This is a genomic window from Streptomyces sp. GS7 (assembly GCF_009834125.1).
Lineage (GTDB): Bacteria > Actinomycetota > Actinomycetes > Streptomycetales > Streptomycetaceae > Streptomyces.
Genome location: NZ_CP047146.1, coordinates 6,671,287 through 6,684,876, shown reverse-complemented (window position 1 = coordinate 6,684,876; position 13,590 = coordinate 6,671,287). Strand labels below are relative to the sequence as shown.

The following is a 13,590-nucleotide window of genomic DNA, read 5'->3' as shown; positions in this document are numbered from 1 at the left end:
GAACGACGATCCGGTCGTTCCGCGTGTCACCGGCCCTACGGGGCCGGCCGGCATGCCCGTTCGCTCTGCGAGGAGGTCCCTGTGAACGACCGGATGAGTCTCGGCACGGATGCGGCACGGCAGCTCGCCACCACCACCAAGACCACTCCGCAGATGCGCGGTATCACCCCGCGCTACCTGCTGCGCGCACTGCCCTGGGTGGACGTCGAATCCGGTGTCTTCCGCGTCAACCGCCGCCGCACCTACGTCGTCGGCGACGACCGCATCAGCACCTTCACCGAAGGCGACGACACCCGAGTCATCCCCGGCGATCTGCGCGAACTCCCGTACCTGCGGGAGGCCGACGACGACCTGCTCACCGAACTCGCCGCCGCCTTCACCGAGATGCCCTTCGAGGCCGGGCAAATGCTCGCCGAAGATGGCGACATGACGGACCGTCTGATGGTGATCGCGCAGGGCCGCGCCGAGAAGCGGGCGCAGGGCCGCTTCGGCGAGGACGCGCTCCTCGAAGTCGTCGGCGACGGCCAGTTCTTCGACCTCGACTCCTGGACCCGCTCCGCTCCCATGCCGTACCGGGTCAAGGCGCTCACCCCGGGTGTGGCGCTCTGCCTCGACCGCGCCGCGCTCGCCCGGCTGCACGACCGCGACACCGGCATCCGCGAGGCGATGGACGCCTACCTCGCGGCGGACGGCGTCCTGCCCGGCGCCGAGGTGCCGGTGGACCTCTCCGCCGGACACAGCGGCGAACCGGACCTGCCGGCGACCTTCGTCGACTACGAGGACGCGCCGCGCGAGTACCACATGACCCTCGCCCAGACCGTGCTGCGCATCCACACCCGGGTGTCCGACCTCTACAACGGGCCCATCGACCAGACCCGCGCCCAGTCCAACCTCACCGTGCACGCGCTCCGCGAACGGCAGGAGGCGTCGATCCTCAACCACCCGGAGTTCGGCCTCTTCCACAACGTCGCCCCGGGCCAGCGGGTGCAGGCGCGCCACGGCTCCCCCACCCCCGACGACCTCGACGAGCTGCTGACCCGGGTGTGGAAGCAGCCCGGCTTCTTCCTCGCGCACCCGCGGGCCATCGCGGCGTTCGGCCGGGAATGTACCCGCCGGGGCGTGCCCCCGGTGATCGACAACACCTTCGGCAGCCCGCTCCTGACCTGGCGCGGGGTACCGCTGCTGCCCTCCGACAAGGTGCGGTTCTCCGGCGGCTCGGGCCTGGGCACCACCGAGATCCTGCTGATGCGGGTCGGTGAGGCCGAGCAGGGCGTGGTGGGGCTGCGCCCGTCGAAGGTCGAGGACGAGGTCGAACCCGGCCTGGCCATGCGGAACATGGGCGTGGACCAGAAGGGCATCACCTCGTACCTGATGACCGCCTACTTCAACGCCGCGGTGCTGGTGGAGGACGCCCTCGCCGTCCTCCAGAACGTCGAGGTGAACAACTACCATGACTACGCCTGACCTGGAGCGGGCCGGCCTGGACCGGGCCGACCGGCCGTCCGCCGGCCGGTCTCCGACGGCCTATCGGTTCCCGCAGCTCACCCCGCCCCCCGCGTTCTCGCCGGAGCTGGCCCGCCAGGACTTCCCCATCCTGCACCGGACCGTCAACGGCAAGCCGCTGGTCTGGCTCGACAACGGAGCCACCACCCAGAAGCCCCGCCAGGTCATCGAGGCGGTCGCCGGCTTCTACGGGGCGGGCAACTCCAACATCCACCGCGGTGCGCACACCATGGCCCGCGAGGCCACCGAGGCGTACGAGGCGGGCCGGGCGGCGGTCGCCCGGTTCCTGGGCGCGGCGTCCCCGGACGAGATCGTCTTCGTCCGCGGCACCACCGAGGCGATCAACCTCGTCGCGCAGAGCTGGGGCCGGTCCCACCTCGGCCCCGGCGACGACATCCTGGTACCGGTGCTGGAGCACCACTCCAACATCGTGCCCTGGCAGCTGGTCGCCAAGGAGACCCGGGCCCGGGTGGTCCCCGTACCGCTGCGCCCGGACGGGCAGATCGACTTCGGCGCGTACGCCGACCTGCTCTCCATGCGCACCCAACTCGTCGTCGTCAGCCAGGCGTCGAACGTCCTGGGCAGCGTCCCGCCGGTGAAGGAGATGACCGCGCTCGCCCACCGCTACGGAGCCAGGGTCCTGGTCGACGGCGCCCAGGCGGTGGCCCACTTCCCCGTCGACGTGCAGGACCTCGACGCCGACTTCTACGCGTTCTCCGGCCACAAGCTGTTCGCCCCCACGGGCATCGGCGCGCTGTACGCCAAGCCGGAGGTACTGGAGAGCATGGCGCCCTGGCAGGGCGGCGGCAACATGATCGAGTCCGTCGGCTTCGACCGCACCACCTATGCGCCGATGCCGCACCGCCTGGAGGCCGGCACCGGTCACATCTCCGGAGTGGTCGGCCTGCTCGCCGCGCTGAACTGGCTGACCTCCTTCGACCGGGACGCCATCGCCGCGTACGAGAACGGCCTGCTGGCGTACGCCCAGAAGGCCCTGGCGACGGTCCCCGGACTGGAGCTGCTGGGCTCCGCCCCCGACCGGATCGCCGTGCTCACGTTCACCCTGGCCGGCCACGACCCGGCCGGGATCGCCGACTGGCTGGACCGCGACGGCATCGCCGTCCGCGCCGGCCACCACTGCGCCCAGCCCGCCCTGGCCCACTACGGCCTGGACAGCGCGGCCCGCGCCTCCCTCGCCCTCTACAACACGTCCGAGGAGGTGGACCAACTCGTCGCGTCGCTGGGGCGGCTGGTGCAGACCGCCTGAGCGTACCGATCCGCGGCGCTGCGGCCCCGGGTGGCCAACCTCCCGCCCGCAGCGCCCACTTGTTGCCCCCACTTGATGCCCCAACAGTTTTTGACGCAACGTCAGTGATGGTGGGCGAGGGCGGCATGCGGATCCGCGCCGTCGGCCGCCCGCGTGTGGTCGGTGTGCACGGTGGCCGCGGTCAGCCGCGGCACGCCGTGGATCAGCGCGTGTTCGGCGGCCACGGCCAGCTGGTGAGCCCGGACCACGGTCAGCCGCGGATCGATGACGATATCGGCCTCGGCGCGCAGCGCATGCCCGATCCAGCGCATCCGCAGCTGGCCCACGTCCCGCACGCCGGGCACCTTCCGCAGCGCGGTCTCCGCCGCCTCGACCAGGGCCGGGTCGACCGAGTCCATCAGCCGCCGGACCACCTCGCGGGCGGCGTCCTTGAGGGCGAGCAGGATCGCCGCGGTGATCAGCAGCCCGACGACCGGGTCGGCGGCCCGCCAGCCGAGCGCTGTGCCGCCCGCGCCCAGCAGCACCGCCAGGGACGTGAACCCGTCGGTACGGGCGTGCAGTCCGTCCGCGACCAGGGCGGCGGAGCCGATCCGCCGCCCGGTGCGGATGCGGTAGCGGGCCACCCACTCGTTGCCGAGGAAGCCGGCCAGCGCGGCGGCGGCGACCGCCCACAGGTGGTGGATGTCGCGCGGGTGCAGCAGCCGGTCGACGGCCTCGTAGAGCGCGGGCACGGAGGAGGCGGCGATGGTGAGCACGATGACGATCCCGGCCAGGTCCTCGGCGCGGCCGTAGCCGTAGGTGTAGCGGCGGTTGGCGGCCCGCCGGCCGAGGAGGAACGCGATCCCGAGGGGGACCGCGGTCAGCGCGTCGGCGGCGTTGTGGAGGGTGTCGCCGAGCAGCGCCACCGAACCGGACAGGGCGACCACCGCCGCCTGGACCACGGCGGTCCCCCCGAGGACGGCCAGCGAAATCCAGAGCGTCCGCATCCCCTCGCGGGAGGTCTCCATGGCCTGGTCGACCTTGTCGCGGGCCTCGTGGCTGTGGGGGGTCAGGGCATGCGCGAGCCGGTGCCGCAGGCGCGACCACGCGGTGGCAGGGTGCGGGTGGTGCCCGTGGCCGTGCTCGTGGGGGGCGTGGGCGTGGGGCTCGGGCGCGTACGCCTCCCCGGGCCGCCGCCCGCCGCCGTTCTCGTTCCGGGTCCCCGTCGCCGTCTCGGCCGCTGTCTCGTCGTGCGGTGTACCGGGGGCAGTTTGCTCACTCACAGGCCGTACCTTCCCGCCAGGTCCCGGGCGCGGCTTGTGTCCCGCGCGCTCACCCCCTCATTATGTGCGTATGAGCGCACGCATGCATCTATCAGATGCGCATGGTTCGCAGCAGCCGGTCGACGGGAGTGCGGCCGGGCACGGGACGGACCGGCACGGGCCGGACGGGCACGGGCCGGACGACGGGGAGCGCATCGCCGTCGCCGTGGAGATCCTGGGGCTGCTCGCCGACCGCACCCGGCTCGCCCTGCTGCGGCGGCTCGGCGCGGGCGAGGCCGATGTGACCACCCTGACGGAGGCATCCGGCGCCTCGCGTACGTCGGTCAGCCAGCACCTGGCCCGGCTCCGGCTGGCCGGGCTGGTCACCACGCGCAAGGACGGCCGCCGGGCCGTCTACGCCCTGCGGCACGGGCATCTGCGGCGCCTGGTGGACGAGGCCCTCAGCGCCGCCGACCACCGGGTCCGCCACCTCCCGCCGCACGACTGACCCGGCGGCGCGCCGAGCGCGGCCCGGTCGCGCCGGCTCCACATGTCGAACCCCCGCCGACCTCATACCGTGGAGGAATGCGCGTCCTGGTGGTCGACGACGAGGCCCGCATGGCGGCGCTGCTGCGGCGCGGGCTGTCCGAGGAGGGCTACGCCGTCGACCTGGCGGCGGACGGCCCGGAGGCGGTGTGGCGGGCCGCCGAGGTGCTGTACGACCTGATCGTCCTCGACGTCCTGCTGCCGGGCTTCGACGGCTTCGAGGTGTGCCGCCGGCTGCGGGCCGGCGGCTGCTGGTCGCCGGTGCTGGTGCTCAGCGCCCGCAACGCCGTCAGCGACCGGGTGCGCGGACTGGACGCGGGGGCGGACGACTACCTGGCCAAGCCGTTCAGCTTCGACGAACTGTTCGCGCGGCTGCGGGCCCTGGTGCGGCGCGGAGCACTCGAACGGCCGACGCTGGTGGCCGTGGGCGATCTGCGGCTGGATCCGGCCAGCCGGCGGGCCTGGCGCGGCGAGACGGAGCTTCGGCTGTCGCCCAAGGAGTTCGCGCTGCTGGAACTGTTCCTGCGGCACCCCGGCGAAGTGCTGACCCGGACCCGGATCCTGGAACACGTATGGGAGTTCCCGTGCGACGGGGTGTCCAACGTCGTCGACCAGTACGTGGCCTATCTGCGGCGCAAGATCGACCCGGGAGGCCCGGCCTCCCACCTGGAGACGGTCCGCGGCGCCGGCTACCGCCTGCTCAACCCGGCTCCCGTGAACGGCAGTTGAGGCCCGGTGCCCGGCGGCCGGGCCAGGCGCGTGCCCGCCGGGCGCCTGACGGGCACGCCCCCGCCGGGCCGGTCGCCGCCGCGTCCCCGCGACGGCGGTCGGCGCTGCTCGTCGCCCTGGGGGCCGCCCTGGGCCCCGGCGACCGCCCCCATGACCGGCCCCGTGACTCTCCCCACGACCGAGCCCGTGCCCGCACCCATGACCGGCATCCTTGAGGTGCGCGACCGGGGCCCCGGCTTCCCGCCCGCCTTCCTCCCCTTCGCCTTCGAACGGTTCCACCGCGCCGACCCGGGGCGCGGCGGAACGCATCGCTGCGAGCCCAGGAGCGGAACACCCCCCGAAGGCAGCCGGAGCGGCGGCGCGGGCCTGGGGCCGGCGATCGTCGCCGCCATCGCGCGGGCGTACGGCGGCCGGGCCACCGCCGACAACCCGCCCGGCGGCGGCGCCCGCGTGCGCCTGCACCTGCCGCTCGACGCCGCCGGGCCGGAGACACACGGGCCGGCCCCCGGCCGCCGGGTACGTCCGCCGGTGCGCCCACCGGCCCTCCCCGGCCATGCGCCGCAGTCACCCCGGCCGACATGTCAGCATTCACATCGTCCGTACACCGTGGCCTCACCGACCGATCCGCACACTGGCGGCAAGAACACCCCGGAACCGGAATCCATCCGATAGCTAGCGAGGGGACCCGCGCCTTTAGGCGTGGGGGGAATCGCTTCTTTGGGCTGCTCTGACCTCAACTATGCGCACGGGTCTGTACTGTTGACCGCAGCTATATGTGCGGCGTGTGCAAAGTGATCGCGTGGCTGTGACGCGGAAGGTTCGCCGGTATTCCGGCGGTGTGTACGACTTGGGACTGCACGTGGTGTGGTGTCCGAAGTACCGCCGCCGGGTCCTTGGTGGACGTGTCGCGGTCCGGCTGCGTGAGCTGATCGAGGCCAAGGCCGCCGAGAAAGGCTGGGAGATCGTCGCCCTTGAGGTGATGCCCGATCACGTCCACCTGTTCGTCAAGCACGAGCCCAAGGCTTCTGCGTCGTACGTCGCGAACCAGTTCAAAGGCTTCACCTCCCGCGTGCTGCGGGAGGAGTTCCCGCACCTGAAATCGCGGATGCCCACGCTGTGGTCGTCGTCGTTCTTCGTCGCCTCGGTCGGCGCGGTCAGCGCGGACACGATCGAGAAATACATCAACACCCAGTGGGAACGCCCCTGGACGAAGAAGCAGAAGGAGGGAAACGACCGTGCACCGGGCGTATAAGTTCCTCCTCCGCCCCACGGTCCGCCAGGCTGCCGCGCTCGGCGAGATGCTGCGGGATCACTGCTCCCCTGGATACCCGCGCTTCCGTGGGGTCAACTGGTTCGACACGGTGGACTTCCCCAAGGACGGGGACGGCTGCCGCTGGGACTCCACCCCGTACGACCCCGTGACGCGGGTCCGGCTGCAAGGTGTCGGGCACGTCCGCGTGCACCAGCACCGGCCCGTGAAGGGCCGGGTCAAGACCGTGTCCGTCAAGCGTGAGGGAAAGCACTGGTATGTGATCCTCGCCTGCGACGAGGTACCTGCCGAACCGCTGCCCGCGACGGGCGCTGCGTGCGGCATCGACATGGGCGTAGCTCACTTCCTGACCACCAGCGAGGGCGAACACATAGCCAACCCGAGGCACGGCAAGCTGGGCGCCGACGCCCTCGCGGAGGCTCAGCGGGCTCTCAAGGAGTTCCCGCGCCGGAAGCGAGAGAACCGCACTGCCCGGCACCGCCGGGCAGTGGAGAAGGTCGCCAAGCTGCACCGCAAGGTGCGCCGTCAGCGCACCGACCACGCACACAAGACCGCGCTGACGGTGGTCCGCACCTACGACGTGATCGCGCACGAGCGGCTGAGCATCGCGAACATGGTCCGCGCACCCAAGCCGAAGCCCGACCCCGACCAGGCGGGCGCGTTCCTGCCGAACGGCGCCGCAGCCAAAGCCGGGCTGAACAAGAGTATCCACGACGCGGGTTGGGGGGTGTTCCTGGGCATCCTCGCGCATAAGGCTGAGAGCGCCAATCGCAAGCTGATCCCGGTGGACCCCCGCAACACCTCCCGCACTTGCCCCGCCTGCAGGGACGTGTCCGGCGAGAACCGCACCACGCAAGAGAAGTTCGAGTACACCCAGTGCGGCCACAGCGCCAACGCGGACCAGGTCGGCGCACTCAATGTCGCTATCAGGGCCGGGCTGGTCCTTCCCGACGTGGCCTAGCCACCGACAGGAGAAGCCCCCCGGACTTATCCGGGGGGAGGAGTCACGTGAGGTGAATTCCTATGGGGACCACCAAGAAGTCGTACCGCCTGCGGACCGCGACCATCGGCGCCGCGGTCGCCGCGCTCCTCGCCGGCGGCGCGGGCACCGCGGTAGCCGCACCGAGCGCCATACCGGGCCACCATCCGGCCACCGCCGTCACCGCGACCACCGCGAAGGCGAAGAAGGAATCGATCAGCGTCAAGGCGAGCGTCAAGTCGATCAAGGCCGGCCACACGGTCACTCTCATCGGGCGGACCAAGGACATCCCGACCGGGACCAAGCTCACCGTGCAGCACCTGCACAACGGCAAGTGGACCACGCTGCACGCCAGCACCAAGACCAAGCACGGCGGCAACTACAGCACCAAGGTGAAGCTCAGCAAGAAGGGCACGGAGAAGCTCCGGGTGGCCCACGGCAAGACCGTGTCGTCCGTCGTCACCGTGACCGTGCACTGACGTCGGCTCACCACCACCCCGTCCGTAACTCACCTCCACCCCTTCCGTCCCCGCGACGCCGGGGCGTCACCCTCACCAGGGCGCGCTCCGGCGCCGTCACGCGCCCGGGGCCACGCTCCCCGTATGCTCGACCCCTCACACGCATGTGAAGGACATGGCACGCACGTGAGGGACACGCGCGAAGCCCGCGCACCGGGCGGCGCGACGGACGGCGAGGGCGGTCGACGCGGGATGCGCATCGGAGAACTGTCGGAACGTACCAACACCCCCCGCCGGCTGCTGCGTTACTACGAAGAGCAGGGGCTGATCCGCGCCGCGCGCACCCCGAACGGCTACCGCGACTACGACGAGCGCTACGTGGACCGCGTCCTCCAGATCAGGGGACTGCTCGACGCCGGACTGCCCACCCGCATCATCAAGCAGATCCTCCCCTGCCTCGACAAACCCCGGGACATCTACTTCCCCGACGCGACCCCCGAGATGATCGCCACCCTGGAACACGAGCGCGACCGGATGACCGACCGCATCTCCTGCCTGACCCGCAACCGGAACGCCATCGCCGACTACCTCGCCGCGGTAATGGACTACGGTGCCGGCAGCCGCCCCCGGCCCTGACCCCTTCGGACCCGCCCTGGGGACTCCCGGAAACGCACGCATGGGTCGGAGACGCGCAACTTCACTGCGGACACGGGATGTTGAGGGATCGGGAGTGCGTACTGTCCTGCTGCGCAACCACTGTCCGCCGATGGCTGGGACTACGCCTCGACCGCCAGGCGCAGCCCCGGCCCGACCAGGACGACACCGGCAGGTGGCCGCTGAGGCAGATGTGGTGATGCAGGCCACCTGGTCGCGCCAACCCCTGCTCCACCTCAGGGATCTGAGGCCAGGTCAGCATCTGACCGCGCTCGGCGCCGACGAACCCGGTAAGCAGGAACTGGCCCCCGGGGTCCTCACCTGCGCCCGGCTGATCGTCGACGACATCGACCTGGTCGCCGCGCACGGCGCTCTCGCCAACGCCGGTCTGCCCGCCACCACGGCCGCGGCCTCCCTGAGCGACGTGATCGGGGGCACGCTCCCGCCCGCTCCCACAGCGAGGAGATCGCCGCCTACGCCCCGGTCGGCCTGCCCTGGCAGGACCTGGCCCTGAGTTGGCCGGCCTATCAGCAGGCCGAGACGACCGGAAACGGAACGACCCTCGATCTCCTGCCCTGATCCACCGCCTGCCGGCGGCTTGAGCAGGCGAGGGAACCGGTGCCGCATCAGAGACCGTTGCCCGTGTCGTGAGGTGAGGGGCCGTCCGGATGCCGGTCCGGGTGGCGCGGTGCGTCCGGCCGTCGACGCACCCACGAGATCCGCGAGATCCACGATCCGGTTTATCTGGGTTTGGGTGAATCGGCCCCAATGGCCAAAGTGGGGAGGCCACGGCATTAGTGGTGCATTAGTGCCTCATTAGCCATCTGGCAGCGCCTCGGAGCACGTTGGAAGCGCAACGCACCGACCGTGCGCACGCCGTCCGAGATCGGCGCGCGCCGCCACACAAAGGGGAACAGAAGGATGTCGCTCACGCCCAGGACCCTCCGCCGCGGCCGCCGGGTCGCTGCCGGATCACTGATCGCCGTCGCGGCGCTCACGCTCACCGCCGGCGTGGCCCAGGCCCACACCTCGGCGAAGCCCGCCTCGGACCGCTGCACCGCGGACAACCTGTCGGTGGGCCTGGGCCGCACGGACATCGGCGCGGGCAACATCCACATACCGCTGGTCTTCACCAACAAGGGCAAGAAGACCTGTTCGCTGCGCGGCTTCCCCGGGGTCTCCCTGACGCTCAAGGAGGGCACGCCCGTCGGCAAGCCCGCCACCCGCTCGGGTGCCGCGGGCGGCGCCGTCCGCCTGAAGCCGGGACAGAGCGCGCACGCCGTGCTGCACACGGTCAACGACGGTGTCTCGGACACCCCGTGCTGGTCCACGGCGCAGCTGGTCCGCGTCTACGCGCCGGGTTCGAAGAAGGCGATGACCGCCGGCACCGACGGTCTGCGGGTGTGCGGCGGGCGGTTCGACGTGACCTCGGTGAAGCCCGGGACCGCGGACTGACGACCGTCGCGGACCGACGACCGCCACTGTCCGGCCGGCGCCGCCGGGGCACCGTGGTCCACGTTCGATCACGCTCGGTTGTACGTCCGCGACGGTGACGGGCGCACGGTGGCCGGCCCCGCACCCGGCAGCCGGCCGACGGGCGGAGGCGGAGCGCCTCGTCCACCCGCCGTGGTGACGGGGTCGCGGCTGGGGCCGCCTCGGCCTAATGGGCCAGGTCGGCGGAGTTCTGGGCCGCGGCCTCGTCTGCGGCCGTCATCGCCATCATCGTCTCGGCCACGGCCTTCACCCGAGGGTCGGTGACGGCGTAGATCTGGCGTCGGCCCTCGCTCCGCGCGCGCACCGCACCGGCGAGCTTGAGGCGGGCGAGGTGCTGGCTGACGGCCTGGGGCCGGGCGCCGACGCGGAGGGCGAGCTGTGTGACATCGCTCTCGTTCCGGATGAGCATCCACACGATGCGCAGCCGCAGCGGGGACGCGAGCAGCCCGAATCTCAGCGCTGCCGAATGGAACGCCTGCTCCGGGAGATCCGCAGCTCTGTCCCCTTCGGGTACCCCCATCGACGTGGCCCCTCCCCTTCTTGGATCATGGTCGTCCCACGTTGTCGGTGTAGCGGGTCTCTCACCGCACACCCGTACAGACTAGTCACCATACTTGCTACATTGCGCAACTATGCACTCCGGAGCGCCCATGTCAGGCCAGAACCCGGCCATATCCCCACCCCCCGCACGCGATGCGCGCCGCGTGCCGGCTCAGCGGGGCCCGGCGCCGGCGGGTGCGCGGAGCCGCGGAAGCGGCAGGACAGCGGAGCGGTCGCAGCGGCACTCGCCCCGGCAGGCCCGGATGGCCGCCCTGGTCGGGCTGGCGCTGCCGGTGCTCGGCGCGGTCGTGGACGAGCTGATCGGCGGCTCACTCGGGACGGTCTTCGTGCTCACCGCGTTGGTCGGCGGGGCCCTGGCGGCCTGGCGGTGCTCGCGGGCGGGCGCCTGGTGGGTTGCGTACGCGCCGCCGGTCGTCACGATGTTGATCACCGTGGCCGCCGAGGAGTGGGCGGGCAGGACGAGCGGCAGCGGCGGCAAGGGGCTCACCACCGGAGCGCTGCACTGGGCGATCGACGCCTTTCCGGCGATGGCGGCCGCCGAGGCCGCGGTGCTCGCGGTGCTCGCGGTGCGATGGTTCCGGCTCAGGCGAAGCGTGAGGAAGTAAGCGGTGCGTGACAACAAACCGGGCGCCGGCGGGCGCGCAGCGAGCATGGCGGCGAATCGGCGCCAGGGCGGCGCAAGCGGCAAGGGCGGCAAGCGCACGCCCCGCCGGGTGGCCGTCGGACGCACTCTGGCCGGCGTCGCCTCCTTCGCCATACTGGCGACCAGTGGCGTCTCCTGGGCCGCGTACCACTGGATCTCCGGCGGGCTCAACATCTCGCACGCACTCGACCCGCTGCTCGGACGCGGGCCGAAACACCTCGACGGCTCCGTCAACCTGCTGCTGATCGGCCTTGATTCGCGCAAGGACATGAACGGCAACCCGCTGCCGGACTGGGTCGTGAAGGACCAACTCCACGCCGGAAACAGCGACGAGGGGTTCTACAACACCAACACCCTGATCCTGCTGCACATACCCGCCGACGGCGGCAAGGTGCAGGCGTTCTCCATTCCGCGCGACTCCTTCGTCGAGACCCACAACGGCGACGGCTCGCTCCAGGGGCACCACAAGATCAAGGAGGCGTACGGCAACGCCTACGAGGGGCGCCGGGAGAAGCTGTCCGCACAGGGGGAGAAGGGCGCCAAGCTGGAGGCGGACAGCCGGGAGGCGGGGCGGGCGGCGACGCTGGCCACCGTGCAGAACCTCCTCGGCGTCCCGATCGACCACTTCGCCGAGGTCAACCTGATCGGCTTCTACGACATCGCTGACCAGCTCAAGCCGATCGACGTCTGCCTCAAGCACCCGGTGAAGGACCGGTACTCAGGCGCCGACTTCCCCGCCGGACCGCAGCAGCTCAACGCCAAGCAGGCCCTGGCCTTCGTCCGCCAGCGGCACGGGTTGCCCAACAACGACATCGACCGCACCCACCGCCAGCAGGCGTTCATCTCGTCGATCACCCACAAGCTCAAGACCCAGGGCGTCTTCACGGACCTGGGCAAGATGCAGGGTCTCTACGGCGTGATGAAGAAGGACCTGGTCATCGACAGCAAGCTCAATCCGATCGACTTCGCCCAGCAGGCCACCAACCTCACCGGTGGGAACGTCGTCTTCCACACCCTTCCGGCCGGGCATTCCGCGATGCAGAACAACGAACAGGTGCAGATCGTGGACGTGGAGCAGATGCGCCGACTGGTGCAGGACGCGTTCCACGAGGGCCCGGCGGCGTCGCCCGGCGCGAAGGGCGGTGCGTCGGACTCCCAGTCCTCCGCGAAGGCCGCACCCGCCACCGTCGACGTCTTCAACGGCTCAGGCAAGACGGGTGCCGCCTCCGAGGAACTCAAGGCCCTCAAGGCGCTGGGCTACACGGAGGGCCAGGCATCCAACACCGCGCCGCAGTCGCACGTCACGGTCACGTACGGGCAGGGTGCCCAGGCCGCGGCCCGGCAGATCGCGACGAAGCTCGGTGTGACCGCAGCGCCGGCGCCCGACGCGCAGATCCAGGCCGGCCACGTCCGGGTCACACTCGGCCAGGACTTCACCGGTGCGACATCCGCCTCGTCCGCCACGAGCCCCGACCGGAGTTCGGCGTCGACTTCGTCGTCGGATCCGTCGGACGACGACTACGAGAAGAACGCGGTGACGGCCGGGGGCGTCCCCTGCGTCAACTGACCCTCGTTCGATGCCGAGCGGTGCGATGTCGAGTGCGATGGTGCGTTCTTGACCGCCCCCTCGGTCGTGAAGTCGGCTTCCACGAGCACGGGTTCGGGACTCGCCGGACGGGTGCGGAGGGCGTGGGGTCCGATGCCGTGGGCGCCGAGTGCCTGCGCGAGCCGGTCTCGGACACGCGCTTCGGCGTCCTGGTCGCAGACCGCGTGCACGGTCGCGAGGACGACGGGATCGGCGGCAGCGGGCGGGGTGCGGTCGGTGATCCGCTCGGCGCGTGCCGGCAGCAGGGGGGACGGGAAGGGCGTGGCGGCACCTCCGTAGTGGTGTCGTGGTCTCGTGGTGTCGGCAGCGTGGTGACCGGCTCGGTCAGGGCTCCGGATGACAGGTGGCGTCAGGACGGTTCCGGCCCTGGGAGCCGGAGGCCGTGTGCGCATGAACGCCACGCATTGACGTGAGCTTGACTGCCCTCGATCCGCGAACCGTTTCGCCCCTTCTGGGGGTTGGGCACATAGGCGCCGGCTTGCGGGGCGACGAAGCAAGGCGCCAGTGCCCGGTGCCCGCGAGGCTTTCGCCGCAGGCTCGTTGATGGCTTTCCCGGCGCGTGAAGCGGTTCGCGTGCCCCTGTGGAACCATGTGGCAAAAAGGGGCGAAACGGTGCCCTGGCGCTGGTGCCGCATGTCC

Annotated in this window: 15 protein-coding genes; 13 read left to right on the top strand and 2 right to left on the bottom strand. The window is 71.3% G+C overall.

Features of this window, described 5'->3' with window-relative positions; translation table 11 throughout:
• The first annotated feature begins 81 nt into the window (after positions 1 to 81).
• Together GR130_RS29055 and GR130_RS29050 are read left to right on the top strand one after the other, a co-directional pair.
• Positions 82 to 1,464 (top strand): family 2B encapsulin nanocompartment shell protein, encoded by a 1,383-nt coding sequence (locus GR130_RS29055; RefSeq protein WP_159507460.1) that lies wholly within the window; start codon positions 82 to 84, stop codon positions 1,462 to 1,464.
• The gene (locus tag GR130_RS29050; protein ID WP_159507459.1) at positions 1,451 to 2,770 is read left to right on the top strand and encodes a cysteine desulfurase; all 1,320 of its coding nucleotides are present in this window, start codon (positions 1,451 to 1,453) and stop codon (positions 2,768 to 2,770) included. The genes GR130_RS29055 and GR130_RS29050 overlap by 14 nt, the downstream gene beginning before the upstream one ends.
• Before the next feature lie 101 nt (positions 2,771 to 2,871).
• Here the strand turns inward: GR130_RS29050 and GR130_RS29045 are convergent, their stop codons facing one another.
• Positions 2,872 to 4,032, bottom strand: coding sequence for a cation diffusion facilitator family transporter (locus GR130_RS29045; protein WP_236573610.1), 1,161 nt, complete (start codon positions 4,030 to 4,032; stop codon positions 2,872 to 2,874).
• A 70-nt stretch (positions 4,033 to 4,102) separates the two neighbouring features.
• Between GR130_RS29045 and GR130_RS29040 the strand changes: the two genes are divergently transcribed.
• From GR130_RS29040 to GR130_RS29000, 9 genes are all read left to right on the top strand, one after another.
• Positions 4,103 to 4,519, top strand: coding sequence for an ArsR/SmtB family transcription factor (locus tag GR130_RS29040; protein ID WP_201305029.1), 417 nt, complete (start codon positions 4,103 to 4,105; stop codon positions 4,517 to 4,519).
• 77 nt (positions 4,520 to 4,596) lie between these two features.
• Complete coding sequence (locus GR130_RS29035) at positions 4,597 to 5,286, top strand: response regulator transcription factor (protein ID WP_159507458.1); 690 nt, start codon at positions 4,597 to 4,599, stop codon at positions 5,284 to 5,286.
• Positions 5,287 to 5,448: 162 nt separating this feature from the next.
• Complete coding sequence (locus GR130_RS29030) at positions 5,449 to 5,958, top strand: ATP-binding protein (RefSeq protein ID WP_236573608.1); 510 nt, start codon at positions 5,449 to 5,451, stop codon at positions 5,956 to 5,958.
• A gap of 127 nt (positions 5,959 to 6,085) precedes the next feature.
• Positions 6,086 to 6,538 carry an IS200/IS605 family transposase gene (gene tnpA / locus GR130_RS29025; RefSeq protein WP_443043686.1) on the top strand — a complete coding sequence of 151 codons (453 nt, stop codon included), beginning with the start codon at positions 6,086 to 6,088 and terminating at the stop codon, positions 6,536 to 6,538.
• The gene (locus GR130_RS29020) at positions 6,522 to 7,517 is read left to right on the top strand and encodes an RNA-guided endonuclease InsQ/TnpB family protein (protein WP_159507456.1); all 996 of its coding nucleotides are present in this window, start codon (positions 6,522 to 6,524) and stop codon (positions 7,515 to 7,517) included. The genes tnpA and GR130_RS29020 overlap by 17 nt, the downstream gene beginning before the upstream one ends.
• Before the next feature lie 62 nt (positions 7,518 to 7,579).
• Entirely contained in the window at positions 7,580 to 8,014 is a 435-nt protein-coding gene (locus GR130_RS29015; protein WP_159507455.1) for a hypothetical protein, read from the top strand.
• Between the two features lie 231 nt (positions 8,015 to 8,245).
• Positions 8,246 to 8,629 carry a MerR family transcriptional regulator gene (locus tag GR130_RS29010; protein WP_159510282.1) on the top strand — a complete coding sequence of 128 codons (384 nt, stop codon included), beginning with the start codon at positions 8,246 to 8,248 and terminating at the stop codon, positions 8,627 to 8,629.
• A gap of 193 nt (positions 8,630 to 8,822) precedes the next feature.
• Positions 8,823 to 9,161: a hypothetical protein gene (locus GR130_RS29005; protein WP_236573606.1), complete on the top strand. Its 339-nt coding sequence runs from the start codon at positions 8,823 to 8,825 to the stop codon at positions 9,159 to 9,161.
• 407 nt (positions 9,162 to 9,568) lie between these two features.
• The gene (locus GR130_RS29000) at positions 9,569 to 10,102 is read left to right on the top strand and encodes a DUF4232 domain-containing protein (protein ID WP_159507454.1); all 534 of its coding nucleotides are present in this window, start codon (positions 9,569 to 9,571) and stop codon (positions 10,100 to 10,102) included.
• Positions 10,103 to 10,307: 205 nt separating this feature from the next.
• Here the strand turns inward: GR130_RS29000 and GR130_RS28995 are convergent, their stop codons facing one another.
• Positions 10,308 to 10,661, bottom strand: a complete 354-nt coding sequence (locus tag GR130_RS28995; protein WP_159507453.1) for an ArsR/SmtB family transcription factor — start codon at positions 10,659 to 10,661, stop codon at positions 10,308 to 10,310.
• Positions 10,662 to 10,944: 283 nt separating this feature from the next.
• Between GR130_RS28995 and GR130_RS28990 the strand changes: the two genes are divergently transcribed.
• The gene (locus tag GR130_RS28990) at positions 10,945 to 11,307 is read left to right on the top strand and encodes a DUF6542 domain-containing protein (RefSeq protein WP_159507452.1); all 363 of its coding nucleotides are present in this window, start codon (positions 10,945 to 10,947) and stop codon (positions 11,305 to 11,307) included.
• A gap of 3 nt (positions 11,308 to 11,310) precedes the next feature.
• The gene (locus tag GR130_RS28985; RefSeq protein WP_236573597.1) at positions 11,311 to 12,912 is read left to right on the top strand and encodes an LCP family protein; all 1,602 of its coding nucleotides are present in this window, start codon (positions 11,311 to 11,313) and stop codon (positions 12,910 to 12,912) included.
• Positions 12,913 to 13,590 lie beyond the last annotated feature (678 nt).